This is a genomic window from Ramlibacter sp. JJN2-2R, from assembly GCF_057747835.1.
In genome coordinates this window covers 1,069,271-1,086,203 of the sequence record NZ_CM173226.1, presented here as the reverse complement: position 1 = coordinate 1,086,203, position 16,933 = coordinate 1,069,271, and the positions used below count along the sequence as shown (strand labels likewise).

The window sequence follows — 16,933 nt, the reverse complement described above, 5'->3', positions numbered from 1 at the left end:
GGCGTGCATAATGGACTCAGTTCACAAGTTTGGGGTTTGATTATGCTTGACCGGGACGGCTTCAGGCCCAACGTCGGCATCATCCTGCTCAACCAGAAAAACCAGGTGTTCTGGGGCAAGCGGATCCGCACCCACAGCTGGCAATTTCCGCAAGGCGGGATCGATCGCGGGGAGACGCCCGAGCAGGCGATGTTCCGCGAGCTGCACGAGGAGGTCGGGCTCATGCCCGAGCACGTGCGCATCATCGCCCGCACGCGCGACTGGTTGCGCTACGAGGTGCCCGACCGCTACATCCGCCGCGACGCGCGCGGCCACTACAAGGGCCAGAAGCAGATCTGGTACCTGCTGCAGCTGACGGGCCAGGACTGGAACCTGAACCTGCGCGCCACCAACCATCCCGAGTTCGACGCCTGGCGCTGGAACGACTACTGGGTTCCGCTGGACGTGGTGGTCGAATTCAAGCGCGGGGTGTACGAGATGGCGCTCACCGAGCTCGCGCGCTTCGTGCCGCGGCACGACCACCGCAACCGCTACCTGCGCAGCGGCATGCGCACGCGCGACCACCTGCACCACGACCATCCGCCGGAGCCGCACGCCGTCGCGCCGTTCGAGCTGCCCCCTGGCGCGACCTTCGAGCCGGACCCGCAGGCCGGCCTGAAAGCGCACCCGGAAGAAGGCAACCGTGCACCGTAAGCTGCTGGCCGCCTCGCTCGCCCTGCTTTGCGGCGCCGCCGGTGCGCAGCTCGTTCCGCCCGACCCCGACTGGAAGGAGGCCGACTCGCCCGTGCCGCCGCCGCTCAGGACCGACGCCCTGGTGCCGCTCGACCTGGGCCGGGCGACCGACCTGCGCTGGGGTGTCGATCCGGCATCCATCGTCATCGGTCCCGACCGCGTGGTGCGCTACGTGGTGGTTGCGCTCGGCCGTGACGGCGCGCTCAACGCTTCCTACGAAGGCATCCGGTGCGAGACGGCCGAGGTGCGTGTCTATGCCCGCCAGTCGCGCGACGGCGGCTGGGTGCCCGCCAAGCCGGAATGGAAACCGCTGCGAGGCGCCTCCGCCACGCGGCACAGCCTCGAGGTCGCCCGCAACGGCGCCTGCATGGGCCATGGCACGAACGTCTCGGCCGAGCAGATCGCCCGCGACCTGGGCGCCTCGGTCAAGTACCGCTTCCAGAACGAGGCGCGCTGAGGCGCCCTACCCCGTGACCACCAGGTTCGTCCGGTGGATCATCTCCGGCTCGGCCATGTAGCCGAGCAGGCGCTCGATCTCGCCCGAGGCCTTGCGGCACAGCAGCCGGGCCTCGGCGCTGGCGTAGTTGGCCAGCCCGCGCGCGACCTCGCGGCCCGCGGCGTCGCGCACGGCGATGACCTCGCCGCGCGAGAACTCGCCCTCCACCGCCGTCATGCCGATCGGCAGCAGGCTCTTGCCCTCGCGCACCAGCTTGGCCACGGCGCCGTCGTCGACGAGCACGGCGCCGCGCAGCTGCAGGTGGTCGGCGATCCAGCGCTTGCGCGCCTGGCTCTTCTGGGTGGGCGCCGCCAGCAGCGTGCCGATGGCCTCGCCGCGGGACAGGCGCAGCAGCGCGTCGCGCTCGCGGCCCCAGGCGATGACGGTCGACGCCCCCGAGCGGGCCGCGCGCTTGGCGGCGAGGATCTTGGTGATCATCCCGCCCTTGCCGATGCTGGAGCCGGCACCGCCGGCCATTGCCTCGAGATCGGGATCGCCCGCGCGGGCGACGTGCACGAACTGGGCGGCGGGTTCTTTGCGCGGGTCGGCCGTGTACAGCCCCTTCTGGTCGGTGAGGATGACCAGCACGTCGGCCTCGACCAGGTTGGCCACCAGCGCACCGAGCGTGTCGTTGTCGCCGAACTTGATCTCGTCGTTGACGACCGTGTCGTTCTCGTTGATGACGGGCAGGACGCCTAGCGACAGCAGGGTCAGCAGCGTGGAGCGCGCGTTGAGGTAACGCTCGCGGTCCGCCAGGTCCGCGTGCGTGAGCAGCACCTGTGCCGAGCCCAGGCCGTTCTCGCGCAGCTTGGTCTCGTACATCTGCGCCAGCCCCATCTGGCCGACCGCGGCGGCCGCCTGCAGCTCGTTCAGCTCGTGCGGGCGGGCGGTCCAGCCGAGCCGCTTCATGCCTTCGGCGATGGCGCCGCTGGAGACCATGATCACCTCGCGCCCGTCGCGCGCCAGCGCCGCGAGTTGCCGGCACCACTCGCCGATGGCGGCCTCGTCGAGGCCCCGCCCTTCGTTGGTGACCAGGCTCGAGCCGACCTTCACGACGATGCGGCGCGCCTGGCGCAGCAGGTCCTGCATGGCGGGGTCGAGCCCGGGCTCCGTGCCGACCATGGCGCTCACTCCGTGGGTGCGGCGCCGTCGGCGTCCGCAAAACGCGGGTCGACGGCTGCCGGCGGCTGTTCCTCGACCTGGCGCGCGCGCACGTGCTGGTACACGGCCTTCACCAGTTCCTCGCAGCCTTCGCGCGTGAGCGCGGAGATCTGGAACACCGGCCCCTTGTAGCGCATGCGCTTGATGAAGTCCTTCACCCGCGCCTCGCGCTCGTCGGCCGGCACCATGTCCAGCTTGTTCAGCACCAGCCAGCGCGGCTTGTCGTACAGCGCCTGGTCGTACTTCTTCAGCTCGGCGACGATGGCCTTGGCCTGCGCGACCGGGTCGACACCCTCGTCGAACGGCGCGATGTCCACGAGGTGCAGCAGCAGGCGCGTGCGCTGCAGGTGGCGCAGGAACTGGTGGCCCAGGCCCGCGCCTTCGGCGGCGCCCTCGATCAGGCCCGGCACGTCGGCGACGACGAAGCTCTGCTCCGGCCCGACGCGCACGACACCCAGGTTGGGATGCAGCGTCGTGAACGGATAGTCGGCAATCTTCGGCCGCGCGTTGGAGATGGCCGCAATCAGCGTCGACTTGCCGGCGTTGGGCATGCCCAGCAGGCCGACATCGGCCAGCACCTTCAGCTCGAGCTTCAGGTTCTTCTTCTCGCCCGGCCAGCCGGGCGTCTTTTGCCGCGGCGCCCGGTTGATCGAGCTCTTGAAGCGCATGTTGCCGAAGCCGCCATCGCCGCCCTTGGCCAGGACGATGGTCTCGCCCGGCTCGAGCAGCTCGTGCAGCACCTCGCCCGTCTCGGCGTCCGTGATGATGGTGCCCACGGGCATCTTCAGCGTGATGTCGGCGCCGGCATGGCCGAACATGTCCGAGCCCATGCCGTGCTCGCCGCGCTTGGCCTCGTGCCGGCGCGAGAAGCGGTAGTCCACCAGCGTGTTGAGGTTCGGGTCCGCCACGGCGAACACATGCCCGCCCCGGCCGCCGTCACCCCCGTTGGGGCCGCCGAATTCCTTGTACTTCTCGTGGCGGAACGAGACGCAGCCGTTTCCACCGTCGCCGGCGGCGACGTCGATGAAGGCTTCGTCGACGAATTTCATGGGATTCCAAATGACGAAGCCCCGAGCAAGTCGGGGCTTCGGACCTGCGGCAGGAGGTTACCTCAAGCCGCCGGGATGATGCTCACGGTGTGCTTGTTCAGCGAGCCCTTGACCGCGAACGACACGTGGCCGTCGACCAGCGCGAACAGCGTGTGGTCCTTGCCCAGGCCGACGTTGGTGCCGGGATGGAACTTGGTGCCGCGCTGGCGCACGATGATGGAGCCGGCGCTGATCAGCTCGCCGCCGAACGCCTTGACGCCCAGCATCTTGGGCTGCGAATCGCGGCCGTTGCGAGTCGAGCCGCCGCCTTTTTTCTGTGCCATTTCAACTGCTCCCGGTTAAGCGGCGATCGCGCCGATCTGCAGTTCGGTGAACTGCTGGCGATGCCCCTGGTGCTTCTGATAATGCTTGCGCCGGCGCATCTTGAAGATGCGCACCTTGTCGTGCTTGCCGTGCGCCACCACCGTCGCCTTGACGGTGGCCCCGGACACCAGGGGAGTGCCGACCTTCAACCCGCCGCCGTCACCGACAGCGAGCACCTGGTCGAGCACGATTTCCTGGCCAACGTCCGCAGCAATCTGTTCTACCTTGATCTTTTCGCCGGAAGCAACGCGATACTGCTTGCCACCGGTTTTTATGACCGCGTACATGGAGGACCTCTTGAAAACGTGAAGCTCCCCGGACGAATTTCCGAGGAGCCCGCGACTATAGCATAGTTTGCGGTCACTAACAAGTCAGGCGTCCGGGCCGCCCGGAGGAGCGGGGCCCCCTTCCTATAATTACCGCGAACTGCCGTTCCTCGCCTTGACCGCTTCTTCCGCCAGCACCGCCTCGGTGCTCTCCCTGATCGCCGATGACATGCTCGAAGTCGACGCGGTCATCGCCCGCCGCCTCGACTCGGGGGTCCCGCTGGTGGGACAGGTTTCCCGCTACATCATCTCCGCCGGTGGCAAGCGCCTTCGCCCGGCCCTGCTGCTGCTGGTGAGCGCGGCCCTGGGCTGCCGCAGCGAGCAGCGCTTCAACCTGGCCGCGGTGGTGGAATTCATCCACACCGCCACGCTGCTGCACGACGACGTCGTCGACGAGTCGACCCTGCGCCGCGGGCGCGCCACGGCGAACGAGAGCTTCGGCAATCCCGCCAGCGTGCTGGTGGGCGACTTCCTCTATTCGCGTGCGTTCCAGATGATGCTGGACGCCGGCGACATGCGCATCATGGCCATCCTGGCCGATGCCACCAACGTCATCGCCGAGGGCGAGGTGCTGCAGCTGATGAACATGCACGACGCCTCGCTCGACGAGGCGGGCTACCTGCGCGTGATCCGCTCCAAGACCGCCAAGCTGTTCGAAGCCAGCGCCCGTCTGGGCGCCGTGCTGGCCAGGACGCCCCCCGAGCTGGAAGAAGCATGCGCCGGCTACGGCCGTGCGATGGGCACCGCATTCCAGGTGATCGACGACGTGCTCGATTACGACGGCGACGCCGCCGAGATGGGCAAGAACCTCGGTGACGACCTGCGCGAAGGCAAGGCGACGTTGCCCCTCATCGCCGCCATGCAGCGCGGCACCGCGACGCAACGCGCCACCATCCGCGAGGCCATCGAGCACGGAGCGGTCGATCAGCTCGATGCCATCGTGGCGATCGTGCGCGAAACGGGGGCGCTCGACGTCACCCGCGCAGCCGCGGCTGCCGAGGCCCAGGTCGCGATCGACTGCGCCAACCAGCTGCCGCGAAATGAGTACGCCGAGGGTTTGGTACAATTGGCGGCTCAATTGCTGCAACGTCGAAACTGACTGGTGACGACGCTGCCCGCGCAGCAAGAAATCGGGGTGTAGCTTAGCCTGGTAGAGCGCTACGTTCGGGACGTAGAGGCCGGAGGTTCGAATCCTCTCACCCCGACCAGGTTTCCTTCTTCAGATCCTCTTCGGATCATCTCGCGGCGGCCACCCGGCCTCCTGCGCAGCCAGGCAACGGTGCGCACGCACCGACGCCGAACGCCTTCTCCCCTTTCTTCCGCCCAGCCGGACCGCTGGCGTGTCCGCGAATCGGCCCTGCGCCGCCGCCATGGCACCAGGAAAATTTCTCCCTGCGTGACGCCGGTCAAGCGCGCACCGGCGCCGCGCCCGCAAGCTCGGTGTGGGCCGTTGCCCGCGGAGAACGATCATGCCCAGCCGACTCGACATTCCCGCGCCCCTGCGCGCCGAGCACGAAGAACTGCATGCACGACTGGCCGCGGCGACGGCCGAGCCCGGCGACATCGGCGCCGCGGCGCGCGAGGTCGCGCGCCTGCTGCACCCGCACCTCGTGCGCGAGGAAGCGTTCGCCATGCCGCCGTTGGGCCTGCTCGGTGCGCTGGCCCGTGGCGAGCCCATCGAGCACGCGGCGCAGGTGTTGACGATGACGCGGCGACTGAAAGCCGAGCTGCCTTCCATGCTGGCCGAGCACCAGCAGATCGTCGCCGCGCTCGGGACACTGCGCGCAGCGGCACGCGCCGCCGGACGCAATGAATACGAGCGCTTTGCGGACGCGCTGGTGCTGCATGCGCAAACCGAGGAGGCGGTCCTCTACCCGGCAGCCATCCTCGTGGGCGAATTCATCGCGCTCCAGCCGCGCTGATCCGGCCGGCCACGGCGCGCCTTGAAATGCGCGGCGCAACGGCCCGGTCGGCGGCCGCCGTGAACTCCTGCGCGAAATGACAGGTACCGCACCGCGGCATTCGCGCGCCATACCACACTCAAGATTTACAGCTGAGCACCTTTCGGCGATGATCAGCTGAGCGTTGTCCGGTTCACCGGAGGCGCGTGACCGCTCACTCAAAAACGATGGCTGCCGTCGATCCCGCTGCACCCGAAGCCCCGTCGCTGGCCCTTCCCGGCCTGGCGCGCGCGCTGGTGTCCGCCGGCAAGCTCGGGCAGAAGTCGGCAGAGGACCTGTATCGCAAGGCGCAGGCCAACCGCAGCAGCTTCATCGCCGAACTCACCGGCTCGGGCGCGGTCTCCGCGGCCGACCTGGCGCACACGATGTCCGCGGCCTTCGGCGCGCCGCTGCTGGACCTGGAAGCGATCGACGTCCAGCGCCTGCCCAAGAACCTGCTGGACCAGAAGATCTGCCAGTCCTACCGGGTGGTGGTGCTGTCCAAGCGCAACAACCGGCTGATCGTCGCCACCGCCGACCCGTCCGACCAGGAGGCCGCCGAGAAGATCAAGTTCGCGACCCAGATGGGCGTGGACTGGATCATCGCCGAGTACGACAAGCTGACCAAGATGGTGGAGGCCAACGCCACCAGCGCCAGCGAGGCGATGGACAGCATCATCGGCGAGGACTTCGAATTCGACGAGGAGTCGGTCGAGCAATCGGTCGTCGACGAGGGCGACAAGGGCGCGGGCGGCTCGGAGGTCGAGGACGCGCCGGTCGTCAAGTTCCTGCACAAGATGCTGCTGGACGCGTTCAGCATGCGCGCGTCCGACCTGCACTTCGAGCCCTACGAGCACACCTACCGCGTGCGCTTTCGCATCGACGGCGAACTGCGCGAGATCGCCTCGCCGCCGGTGGCCATCAAGGACAAGCTCGCCTCGCGGATCAAGGTGATCTCGCGGATGGACATCTCCGAGAAGCGCGTCCCCCAGGACGGGCGCATGAAGCTCAAGGTCGGCCCCGACCGGGTGATCGACTTTCGCGTCAGCACGCTGCCCACGCTGTTCGGCGAGAAGATCGTGATCCGGATCCTGGACCCGAGCAGCGCCAAGCTGGGCATCGAAGCGCTCGGCTACGAGATCGAGGAGAAGGAGCGGCTGGTCAACGCGATCAACCGCCCCTACGGCATGGTGCTGGTGACCGGCCCCACCGGGTCGGGCAAGACGGTGTCGCTGTACACCTGCCTGAACATGCTGAACAAGCCGGGGGTGAACATCTCCACCGCCGAGGACCCGTCGGAAATCAACCTGCCGGGCGTGAACCAGGTCAACGTGAACGACAAGGCCGGGCTGACCTTCGCCGCGGCCCTGAAGTCGTTCCTGCGCCAGGACCCGGACGTGATCATGGTGGGCGAAATCCGCGACCTGGAGACCGCCGACATCGCGATCAAGGCCGCGCAGACGGGCCACCTCGTGCTGTCCACGCTGCACACGAACGACGCGCCCACCACGCTCACGCGGATGCGCAACATGGGCATCGCGCCGTTCAACATCGCCTCCAGCGTGATCCTGATCACCGCCCAGCGCCTGGCGCGGCGGCTGTGCCCCAACTGCAAGCAGCCCGCCGACATCCCGCACGAGACGCTGCTGGACGCGGGCTACAGCGAGGAAGAAGTCGACGGCAGCTGGACGCCCTACCGGCCGGTGGGCTGCACGATGTGCAACAACGGCTACAAGGGCCGAGTCGGCATCTACCAGGTGATGCCGATCAGCGACGAGATCCAGCGCATCATCCTGCGCGACGGCAGCTCGATGGAGATCGCGGCGCAGGCGGAACTCGAAGGCGTCAGGAGCCTGCGCAAGTCAGGCCTGCACAAGGTCAAGCTGGGCGTCACCTCGCTCGAGGAAGTGCTCGGCTGCACGAACGAATAGCCATCAGGCAGGACAAGAGGAGTAGCCCTTCATGGCCACCACCGCAGCGACCGCAAAAGTGACCGAATTCGTCTTCGAATGGGAAGGCCGGGACCGCAACGGCAAGTCCGTGCGCGGGGAGACGCGCGCCGCGGGCGAGAACCAGGTGCAGGCCTCGCTGCGGCGCCAGGGCGTCACGCCGCTCAAGATCAAGAAGCGCAAGATGCGCTCGGGCCAGAAGATCAGGCCCAAGGACATCGCGATCTTCACCCGCCAGCTGGCCACGATGATGAAGGCCGGCGTGCCGCTGCTGCAGGCGTTCGACATCGTGGGCCGCGGCAACGCCAACGCCAGCGTCACCAAGCTGCTCAACGACATCCGCACCGACGTCGAAACCGGCACGTCGCTGTCGGCCGCGTTCCGCAAGTACCCGCTGTACTTCGACAACCTGTACTGCAACCTGGTCGAGGCCGGCGAGGCCGCCGGTATCCTGGAGGCGCTGCTGGACCGCCTGGCGGTCTACATGGAGAAGACCGAGGGCATCAAGTCGAAGATCAAGTCGGCCCTGATGTACCCGATCGCGGTGGTCGTCGTGGCCTTCGTCGTCGTTTCGGTGATCATGATCTTCGTGATCCCGGCGTTCAAGCAGGTGTTCACCTCGTTCGGCGCCGACCTGCCCGCGCCAACGCTGTTCGTCATCGGCATGAGCGAGTTCTTCGTCAAGTACTGGTACATCATCTTCGGCGGCCTCGGCGGCGGCTTCTACTTCTTCATGCAGGCCTGGAAGCGCAACGAGAAGGTGCAGATGTTCATGGACCGGCTGATGCTCAAGCTGCCGGTGTTCGGCGACCTGGTCTACAAGTCGGTCATCGCCCGCTGGACGCGCACCCTGTCCACCATGTTCGCCGCCGGCGTGCCGCTGGTGGAAGCGCTCGACTCGGTCGGCGGCGCCTCCGGCAACTCGGTCTACGCGCTGGCCACCACCCGGATCCAGCAGGAAGTGTCCACCGGCACCAGCCTGACGGCCGCCATGACCAACGCCAACGTCTTCCCGACCATGGTGCTGCAGATGTGCGCCATCGGCGAGGAGTCCGGCTCCATCGACCACATGCTGGGCAAGGCCGCCGACTTCTACGAGTCCGAGGTCGACGACATGGTCGCGGGCCTGTCCAGCCTGATGGAGCCGATCATCATCGTGTTCCTGGGCACCATCATCGGCGGCATCGTCGTCTCGATGTACCTGCCGATCTTCAAGCTCGGCCAAGTCGTCTGATGGTCTCGCCGGCACTGGACGCCCTCCTCGCGGGCGTCTTCGGGCTGCTCCTGGGCAGCTTCCTCAACGTGGTCATCTACCGGCTGCCCAGGATCCTGGAGCGGCAGTGGGCGGCCGAGTGCGCCGAACTGGCGGGCAAGACGCCCGAACCGGCCGAGCCGTTCAACCTGCTGGTGCCGCGCTCGCGCTGCCGCCAGTGCGGGCACGTCATCCGCTGGTACGAGAACATCCCTGTCCTGAGCTACCTCGCGCTGCGCGGCAAGTGCTCCTCCTGCGGCACGCCGATCGGCCTGCGCTACCCCCTGGTCGAGCTGGCCACGGGCGCGCTCTTCGCCTGGTGCATCTGGACCTGGGGCGCCAACGTCACCGGTCTGGCCTGGTGCGGCTTCTGTGCGGCCGTGCTGGCCCTGGCCCTGATCGACTGGGACACGACGCTGCTGCCGGACGACATCACGCTGCCGCTGCTGTGGGCCGGCCTGATCCTGGCCGCCATGCGCTGGACGCCCGTCACGCTGCCGCAGGCCCTGTGGGGCGCCGTCGCCGGCTACCTGTCGCTGTGGAGCATCTACCACCTGTTCCGCCTCACCACCGGACGGGAAGGCATGGGCTACGGCGACTTCAAGCTGTTCGCCGCGCTGGGCGCCTGGTTCGGATGGCAGGCGCTCATTCCCATCATCCTGATGGCCTCGGTGATCGGTGCCATCATCGGCATCGCCATGAAGTTCGCGAGCCAACTGCGCGAGGGCGGCTACGTGCCGTTCGGCCCCTTCCTGGCCGTCGCCGGCCTCACCGCGCTGGTGTTCGGCCCGGCGTCGATCCTGCGCGCCATCGGCCTGTAGCGGGGGCGCCGTGCGCATCGGCCTGACCGGCGGCATCGGCAGCGGCAAGAGCACGGTGCTGGAGATGCTGCGCCAGCTGGGCGCGGCCACCATCGACGCCGACGCGATCTCGCGCTCGACCACCGCCGCCGGCGGGTCGGCCATCGCCGCCATCGCCCGCCACTTCGGACCCGAATTCGTCACCGCCGACGGCGCCCTGGACCGCGAGCGCATGCGCGTGCACGTCTATGCGCACCCGGCGGCGCGGCGCGAGCTCGAGGCCATCATCCACCCGCTGGTGGGGGCCGAATCCGAGCGCCAGGTGCGGCAGGCCGAGGCGCGGGGCGCGCGCTGCATCGTGTTCGACATCCCGCTGCTGGTGGAGTCGGGCCGCTGGCGCCGGCAGGTCGACCGCGTGCTGGTGGTCGATTGCCTGCCGGCCACGCAGGTCGCCCGCGTGCAGTCGCGCAGCGGCCTGGCGCCCGCCGAGGTGGAGGCGATCATCGCCGCGCAGGCCCCGCGGGCCCTGCGGCTGCAGGCCGCCGACGCGGTCATCTTCAACGACGGCCTGTCGCTGCAGCAGCTGCAGGCCGAAGTGCGGTGGCTGGCCCGGGCCTTCGGGCTATGATGGTGCGTTCGCGTGAACCCCTGACGCACCCTCGAGCGTGATCCTCTACGAATACCCGTTCAACGAACGCATCCGAACCTACCTGCGCCTGGAGCACCTGTTCCGGCGCCTCGGCGAGCTGGTTCCCCGCGACCATCCGCTCGACCATCACTACGCGCTCGCCACCATCTTCGAGGTGATGGACGTGGCGGCCCGGGCCGACCTCAAGTCCGACGTGATGAAGGACCTGGAGAAGCAAAAGACGCTGCTCAATGGCTACCGCGGCAACCCGGGCGTGGCCGAATCGGTGCTGGACGAGGTGGTCGGCAAGCTCGACGAGTGCTTCTCCGCGCTGAACAGCGTGCCCGGCAAGGCCGGCCAGTCGCTCACCGACAACGAGTGGCTGATGAGCATCCGCAGCCGCATCGGCATCCCCGGCGGCACCTGCGAATTCGACCTGCCCGGCTACTACGCCTGGCAGCAGCTCGACGCCGCCACGCGCCAGGCCGACCTCGGGCGCTGGGCCCGGCCGCTGGGCACGCTGGCCGAATCGATCCACGTGCTGCTGCGACTGCTGCGCGATTCGGGCACGCCGCAGAAGGTCATCGCGACGGGCGGCCAGTTCCAGCAGACGCTGCCGCAGGGGCGCACCTTCCAGCTGCTGCGGCTGCGCATCGATCCGGCCACGCGCCTGGTGCCGGAGATCAGCGGCAACCGCCTGATGGTGTCGGTGCGCCTGATGCGGCAGGAAAGCAGCGACAAGCTCGTCGCGAGCAACGAGAACGGCGAGTTCGAACTCACCCTGTGCTCGTAGGAGCGCGCCATGCCGGAGAACACGCCCAAGCCGAGGACCGTGGCCTGCCCGCACTGCGGCGGGCCGAGCATCTATGCGCCGAGCAACCCGTACCGGCCGTTCTGCAGCGAGCGCTGCAAGAACCTGGACCTGGGCGCCTGGGCCAGCGAGAGTTTCCGCGTGCCCGACGAAACGCCGCCCGACGACCAGCCGTTCGGCGATCCCAAGCAGCAGTGAGCCGCATCAGGCCGGGCGCTGCGTGGCGCCGGTGAAGCCGCGCTCCTGCGCGAACCACTGCAGCACCGGCACCGCGCCCGGCAGCACCGGCCCCACCTGCACGGGCAGCGACTGCCACGTAAAGCTCTGGCCCTCGTGCATGTGCAGCTCGCCGCTCCAGTCGACCACCTTGCAGAAGTGCAGTCGCACCAGCGCGTGCGGATAGTCCACCAGCTCGACACGCCAGGGCTGCACCGGGCCGATCACCAGGCCGATCTCCTCGATCAGTTCTCGGCGCAGCGCCTGCTCGACCGTTTCGCCCGCTTCGACCTTGCCGCCCGGAAATTCCCAGTAGCCGGCGTACACCTTGCCCTCGGGCCGGCTGGTGAGCAGGAAGCTGCCGTCGGCGCGCAGCAGCACGCCGACGGCGACTTCGACGATGGCGCGCTGCGGCCCACCCTCGCGCGGCCGGTCGCCATCGGCCACCAGCACGCCGGCCTGCGCGGGAACGCCCGTCATGGATGGCGGCCGGCCCAGTCGCGCGCGAACTGGTAGGCCACGCGTCCGCTGCGCGAGCCGCGCTCGAGCGCCCACACGAGCGCCTCGGGCCGGGCAGCCGCGATCCCCTGCTCGGAGACGCCGAAGGACGACAGCCATTGCGAGGCGATCGCCAGGTACTCGTCCTGCGTGAACGGATAGAAGCTCACCCAGAGGCCGAAGCGCTCGGACAGCGAGATCTTCTCTTCCACCACCTCGCCGGGATGGACCTCGCCATCCTCGGTGTGGGTGTAGGTGAGGTTCTCCTTCATGTACTCGGGCAGCAGGTGGCGCCGGTTGCTGGTGGCGTAGATCAGCACGTTCGGCGAGGCCGCCGCCACCGAGCCGTCGAGGATGGACTTGAGCGCCTTGTAGCCGGCCTCGCCCTCCTCGAAGCTCAGGTCGTCGCAAAAGACCATGAACTTCTCGGGTCGGTCGGCGACCAGGTCCACGATGTCCGGCAGGTCCACCAGGTCGGCCTTGTCGACCTCGACCAGGCGCAGCCCGCGCGCGGCGTATTCGTTCAGGCAGGCCTTGATCAGCGACGACTTGCCCGTGCCCCGCGCCCCCGTGAGCAGCACGTTGTTGGCCGGCTGGCCGGCGACGAACTGCTCGGTGTTGCGCTGGATGCGTTCCTTCTGCGGCTCGATTTCCTTCAGGTCGCCCAGGCGGATGCCCGCCACGTGCCGCACCGGCTCGAGCGAGCCGTGGCCCGACGAGCGCTTGCGGTAGCGCCAGGCGATGGCTTCCTGCCAGGCGGGCGCCGACAGCGGCCGCGGCAGCACGGCCTCCAGCCGGTCCAGCAGGCGATTGGCCCGCGACAGGAGTTCGTCCAGCCGGTCGGTCATGACCGGTAGTCCGCGTTGATGGTCACGTACTCGTGGCTGAAGTCGCAGGTCCAGACCGTGTCCGCGGCCTGGCCGCGGCCGAGCCCCACGCGCACCGTGATCTCCTGCTGCTTCATCACGCGCTGGCCGTCCTCCTCGCGGTAGGACGGGTTGCGCCCGCCTCGAACGGCGACGTGCACGTCGTCCAGCCACAGGTCGATGCCGGCCTGGTCGAGGTCGTCGATGCCGGCATAGCCGACGGCCGCCAGGATGCGACCCAGGTTGGGATCGCTGGCGAAGAAGGCGGTCTTGACCAGCGGGGAGTGGGCGATGGCATAGGCCACCTGGCGGCACTCCTGCGCATCGCGGCCGCCTTCGACGCGCACCGTGATGAACTTGGTGGCGCCTTCGCCGTCGCGCACGATCGCCTGCGCCAGCTGGCGCGCCACCTGCAGCATCGCGTCACGCAGCGCGCGGCCATCGGCCGAGTCCAGCGACGTGACCGGCGCGTGGCCGGCCTGGTTGGTGGCGATGACGATGAACGAGTCGTTGGTCGAGGTGTCGCCATCGACCGTCACGCGGTTGAAGGACCCTTCGGCCAGCTCGAAGGCGAGCTGCTGCATCAGCGGCTGCGCCACGCAGGCATCGGTGGCCAGGAAGCCCAGCATCGTGGCCATGTTGGGCCGGATCATTCCCGCGCCCTTGCTGATGCCGGTGACGGTGACGTCCTTGCCGCCGACGCGCGCCGTGGCGCTGAACGCCTTGGCGATCGTGTCGGTGGTCATGATGCCCTCGGCCGCGCGCAGCCAGTGGTCCGGCCGGGCGTCGGCCAGCGCCTTGGGCAGGCCCGCCTCGATGCGGTCCAGCGGCAGCGGCTCCATGATCACGCCGGTGGAGAACGGCAGGACCTGCTGCGGCGACACGTTCAGGTGGCGCGCCAGCGCGATGCAGGTGGCGCGCGCGCGCACCAGCCCCTCCTCGCCGGTGCCGGCGTTGGCATTGCCGGTATTGATCACCAGCGCGCGGATGTCGCCGCCCGCCAGGTGCTCGCGGCAGACCTGCACCGGCGCCGCGCAGAAGCGGTTGCGGGTGAACACGGCGCCCACGCTGGCGCCCGGCTCGAGCAGGAAGACGGTGAGGTCCTTGCGGTTGGCCTTGCGGATGCCCGCCTCGGCCACGCCGATCGACAGCCCGCGCACGGGACGGAGTTGGTCCGCCTGCGGGGCGGAAAGGTTGACGGCCATGGGTGTGTCCGGGTGGGGAAATCAGTTCTGGCGCCAGGGCAGCCCGCGCAGGCGCCAGCCGCCCTTGCGGCCGCGGTGGCCCTGCTCGTCGGCGTCGCCTTCGAAGCCTTCGAGGATGTTGTAGGCCTGGATGCCCAGTTCGGTGGCGCGCCTGGCGGCGGCGATCGAGCGCACGCCGCTGCGGCACAGCAGGACCGCCTTCTTGCCGGCGGGAACGGCCTGGCGGATGCCGTCGTCGAAAGCGGGGTTCGGCGCCATGCCGGGCCACTGCTTCCAGGCCAGTGCCAGCGCGCCGGGCACGAAGCCGACCCATTCGCGCTCGGCGTCGCTGCGAACGTCGACCAGCACCGCGTCGCCGGCCCGCCACCAGTCATGGGCCAGCTGCGGCGAGACGTCGCCGGCATAGCCCTGGGCGGGGCGCACGCCATCGGCGTGGGGAGGGGAATCGGGCGCGCTCATGCGCCCGATTTTGCCAGCGCGCCCGCGCCCTTCTTCAGACGATGCGCACGCTGAGGTTGGGCAGGCCGTCGATGTGCATCTCGATGACGTCGCCGCGCACCACCGGCCCGACGTTCTCCGGCGTGCCCGAGTAGATGATGTCGCCGGGAAACAGCTCGTTGGCCTCGGACAGCTTGCTGATCTGCTCGGCCACCGACCAGATCATCTGGTTCAGGTTCGCGTTCTGCTTGGTCTGCCCGTTCACCTTGAGCCAGATCGCCCCCTTGGTGAAGTGCCCCGTCTGGGCGACGCGGTGGACCGGCCCGAGCGGCGCCGAATGGTCGAAGCTCTTGCCGATCTCCCAGGGCTTCTTCTCGTCGCCCATGGCGCGCTGCAGGTCGCGGCGGGTCATGTCCAGTCCGAGCGTGTAGCCGTAGACGTGCTCCAGCGCCTGGGCCACCGGAATGTTGCGTCCGCCCTTGCCGATCGCCGCCACCAGTTCGGCCTCGTAGTGGTAGTTCCTGGTCAGCGACGGGTAGGGGTGGTCGGCCACCGTCCCGCTGGGCACGTACTGGATCGCGTCGGTCGGCTTCTGGAAGAAGAACGGCGGCTCGCGGTTCGGGTCCGAACCCATCTCCCGGGCGTGCGCGGCGTAGTTGCGCCCGATGCAGTAGATGCGCCGCACCGGAAACACCTCGTCGGACCCGACGATGGGAATGGTGGTACCGGCCACGGCGAATGGCGTGCGCCCGCCCGCCGACCCCGCCGCGGTGCTTGCGCATCCGGCCAGCACCGTGCCTGCCGCTGCGGCCGTGCCGCCGAAAAACGTCCTGCGATCCATCTGCTTGTCTCCTTGGTTTGTCTTCGGGATGGACTCCCGCAGGGAGTATCCCGCCGCGCGCCCCGCCTGCAACCGTTGGTGTAAACCCTCTTAACGCGGACGGAACGGGGCTCCAAAGATAGCGTGCTAACAAGCACGGTTCAACAGCCAAGCCCCAAGGAGACAAGCCATGAAGGAAGCCCAGACCCCCCGTCGCCGCAGCCTGCTCAAGGGCGCGGCGATCGCCGCCGGCGCCATGTCCGCACCGATGGTGGCGCGCGCGCAGCAAGCCGTCTCGTTCCGGTTCCAGAGCACCTGGCCGGCCAAGGACATCTTCCACGAGTTCGCCCTGGACTTCGCCAAGAAGGTGAACGACATGGCGGGCGGGCGCCTGAAGATCGAGGTGCTGCCCGCGGGCGCGGTGGTGCCCCCCTTCCAGCTGCTCGAGGCGGTGAACAAGGGCACGCTCGATGGCGGCCACGGCGTGGTTGCCTACCACTACGGCAAGAACTCCGCCCTGGCCCTGTGGGGCTCCGGCCCGGCCTTCGGCATGGACCCCAACATGGTGCTGGCGTGGCACTACTACGGCGGCGGCAAGGCGCTGCTGGAGGAGATCTACAAGTCCATCAACATGGACGTCGTCTCCTACCTGTACGGACCGATGCCCACGCAGCCGCTCGGCTGGTTCAAGAAGCCGATCTCCAACGTGTCGCAGCTCAAGGGCCTGAAGTACCGCACCGTGGGCCTGGCCGTGGACCTGTTCACCGACCTGGGCGCCGCGGTCAACCCGCTGCCCGGCGGCGAGATCGTGCCCGCGCTCGACCGCGGCCTGATCGAGGCGGCCGAGTTCAACAACGCCTCGTCCGACAAGGCCCTTGGCTTTCCCGACGTCGCCAAGAACTGCATGCTGCAAAGCTTCCACCAGAGCGGCGAACAGTTCGAGGTGCTGTTCAACAAGACCAAGTACAACGGCCTGCCGCAGGACCTGAAGTCGATCATCGACTACGCCGTGCAGGCGGCGTCGGCCGACTTCAGCTGGAAGGCGATCGACCGCAACTCCAAGGACTACGTCGACCTCAAGACCAAGGACAAGGTCAACTTCTACAAGACCCCCGACGCCATCCTGCGCGCGCAGCTGGATTCGTGGGACAAGGTGGTCGCCAGCAAGTCCAAGGACAACCCCTTCTTCTCCAAGGTGCTCGACTCGCAGAAGTCCTTCGCCCGCCGCGCCGGCCAGTGGCAGAACGACTACATGGTGGACTTCAAGATGGCCTACAACCGCTACTTCGGCGGCAAGAAGGCTTGACGGGCGCCGCCGCCTGACCGCGGCCAGCCGCGCGGGAGTACCGCCGGCTGGCCTTTTTTCCGCCAACCAAGCCAAGG

20 protein-coding genes and 1 tRNA gene are annotated in these 16,933 nt (G+C 68.5%); 12 read left to right on the top strand and 9 right to left on the bottom strand.

Going from position 1 to position 16,933, the window contains the following annotated elements; all coding sequences use genetic code 11:
* The first annotated feature begins 42 nt into the window (after positions 1-42).
* Positions 43-693, top strand: a complete 651-nt coding sequence (locus tag AC3ANR_RS05250) for an RNA pyrophosphohydrolase (protein WP_488290820.1) — start codon at positions 43-45, stop codon at positions 691-693.
* Positions 683-1,189 (top strand): CNP1-like family protein, encoded by a 507-nt coding sequence (locus AC3ANR_RS05245; protein ID WP_488290819.1) that lies wholly within the window; start codon positions 683-685, stop codon positions 1,187-1,189. Before AC3ANR_RS05250 ends, AC3ANR_RS05245 begins: the two co-directional genes overlap by 11 nt.
* A gap of 6 nt (positions 1,190-1,195) precedes the next feature.
* Here AC3ANR_RS05245 and proB read toward each other — a convergent pair whose 3' ends face one another.
* From proB to rplU, 4 genes are all read right to left on the bottom strand, one after another.
* Positions 1,196-2,317, bottom strand: coding sequence for a glutamate 5-kinase (gene proB, locus AC3ANR_RS05240; RefSeq protein ID WP_488291756.1), 1,122 nt, complete (start codon positions 2,315-2,317; stop codon positions 1,196-1,198).
* A 38-nt stretch (positions 2,318-2,355) separates the two neighbouring features.
* Positions 2,356-3,438, bottom strand: a complete 1,083-nt coding sequence (cgtA, locus tag AC3ANR_RS05235) for an Obg family GTPase CgtA (RefSeq protein ID WP_488290818.1) — start codon at positions 3,436-3,438, stop codon at positions 2,356-2,358.
* Between the two features lie 62 nt (positions 3,439-3,500).
* A complete protein-coding gene (gene rpmA, locus AC3ANR_RS05230; protein ID WP_488290817.1) occupies positions 3,501-3,761 on the bottom strand; it encodes a 50S ribosomal protein L27 in 261 nt (86 codons plus the stop codon).
* 15 nt (positions 3,762-3,776) lie between these two features.
* Positions 3,777-4,088: a 50S ribosomal protein L21 gene (gene rplU, locus AC3ANR_RS05225; RefSeq protein WP_488290816.1), complete on the bottom strand. Its 312-nt coding sequence runs from the start codon at positions 4,086-4,088 to the stop codon at positions 3,777-3,779.
* A 154-nt stretch (positions 4,089-4,242) separates the two neighbouring features.
* Here rplU and AC3ANR_RS05220 point away from each other — a divergent pair, with 154 nt between their 5' ends.
* The 9 genes from AC3ANR_RS05220 (at position 4,243) to AC3ANR_RS05180 (ending at position 11,705) form a co-directional block, all read left to right on the top strand.
* Positions 4,243-5,226, top strand: a complete 984-nt coding sequence (locus AC3ANR_RS05220) for a polyprenyl synthetase family protein (protein ID WP_488290815.1) — start codon at positions 4,243-4,245, stop codon at positions 5,224-5,226.
* 32 nt (positions 5,227-5,258) lie between these two features.
* Positions 5,259-5,335 (top strand) — tRNA-Pro (locus AC3ANR_RS05215).
* A 261-nt stretch (positions 5,336-5,596) separates the two neighbouring features.
* On the top strand, positions 5,597-6,049 hold the full coding sequence (locus tag AC3ANR_RS05210) for a hemerythrin domain-containing protein (protein ID WP_488290814.1): 453 nt from the start codon (positions 5,597-5,599) through the stop codon (positions 6,047-6,049).
* Positions 6,050-6,255: 206 nt separating this feature from the next.
* Positions 6,256-7,998, top strand: coding sequence for a type IV-A pilus assembly ATPase PilB (gene pilB / locus AC3ANR_RS05205; protein ID WP_488290813.1), 1,743 nt, complete (start codon positions 6,256-6,258; stop codon positions 7,996-7,998).
* 31 nt (positions 7,999-8,029) lie between these two features.
* Positions 8,030-9,250, top strand: a complete 1,221-nt coding sequence (locus AC3ANR_RS05200; protein ID WP_488290812.1) for a type II secretion system F family protein — start codon at positions 8,030-8,032, stop codon at positions 9,248-9,250.
* On the top strand, positions 9,250-10,089 hold the full coding sequence (locus AC3ANR_RS05195; RefSeq protein ID WP_488290811.1) for a prepilin peptidase: 840 nt from the start codon (positions 9,250-9,252) through the stop codon (positions 10,087-10,089). The genes AC3ANR_RS05200 and AC3ANR_RS05195 overlap by 1 nt, the downstream gene beginning before the upstream one ends.
* Before the next feature lie 64 nt (positions 10,090-10,153).
* The gene (coaE, locus tag AC3ANR_RS05190) at positions 10,154-10,696 is read left to right on the top strand and encodes a dephospho-CoA kinase (RefSeq protein WP_488291755.1); all 543 of its coding nucleotides are present in this window, start codon (positions 10,154-10,156) and stop codon (positions 10,694-10,696) included.
* Positions 10,697-10,733: 37 nt separating this feature from the next.
* The gene (gene zapD, locus AC3ANR_RS05185; RefSeq protein ID WP_488290810.1) at positions 10,734-11,489 is read left to right on the top strand and encodes a cell division protein ZapD; all 756 of its coding nucleotides are present in this window, start codon (positions 10,734-10,736) and stop codon (positions 11,487-11,489) included.
* 9 nt (positions 11,490-11,498) lie between these two features.
* On the top strand, positions 11,499-11,705 hold the full coding sequence (locus AC3ANR_RS05180) for a DNA gyrase inhibitor YacG (RefSeq protein WP_488290809.1): 207 nt from the start codon (positions 11,499-11,501) through the stop codon (positions 11,703-11,705).
* 6 nt (positions 11,706-11,711) lie between these two features.
* On the opposite strand, the gene AC3ANR_RS05175 is transcribed toward AC3ANR_RS05180, so the two are convergent.
* From AC3ANR_RS05175 to AC3ANR_RS05155, 5 genes are read right to left on the bottom strand one after another with little or no spacing between them, the layout of a single operon-like run.
* Positions 11,712-12,203, bottom strand: coding sequence for an NUDIX domain-containing protein (locus tag AC3ANR_RS05175; RefSeq protein WP_488290808.1), 492 nt, complete (start codon positions 12,201-12,203; stop codon positions 11,712-11,714).
* Entirely contained in the window at positions 12,200-13,069 is an 870-nt protein-coding gene (locus tag AC3ANR_RS05170; RefSeq protein ID WP_488290807.1) for an ATP-binding protein, read from the bottom strand. Before AC3ANR_RS05170 ends, AC3ANR_RS05175 begins: the two co-directional genes overlap by 4 nt.
* On the bottom strand, positions 13,066-14,292 hold the full coding sequence (gene argJ, locus AC3ANR_RS05165) for a bifunctional glutamate N-acetyltransferase/amino-acid acetyltransferase ArgJ (protein ID WP_488290806.1): 1,227 nt from the start codon (positions 14,290-14,292) through the stop codon (positions 13,066-13,068). Before argJ ends, AC3ANR_RS05170 begins: the two co-directional genes overlap by 4 nt.
* Before the next feature lie 21 nt (positions 14,293-14,313).
* Complete coding sequence (locus AC3ANR_RS05160) at positions 14,314-14,751, bottom strand: rhodanese-like domain-containing protein (RefSeq protein WP_488290805.1); 438 nt, start codon at positions 14,749-14,751, stop codon at positions 14,314-14,316.
* A gap of 34 nt (positions 14,752-14,785) precedes the next feature.
* On the bottom strand, positions 14,786-15,571 hold the full coding sequence (locus AC3ANR_RS05155) for a fumarylacetoacetate hydrolase family protein (protein WP_488290804.1): 786 nt from the start codon (positions 15,569-15,571) through the stop codon (positions 14,786-14,788).
* A 169-nt stretch (positions 15,572-15,740) separates the two neighbouring features.
* Here AC3ANR_RS05155 and AC3ANR_RS05150 point away from each other — a divergent pair, with 169 nt between their 5' ends.
* On the top strand, positions 15,741-16,856 hold the full coding sequence (locus AC3ANR_RS05150) for a TRAP transporter substrate-binding protein (RefSeq protein WP_488290803.1): 1,116 nt from the start codon (positions 15,741-15,743) through the stop codon (positions 16,854-16,856).
* Positions 16,857-16,933 lie beyond the last annotated feature (77 nt).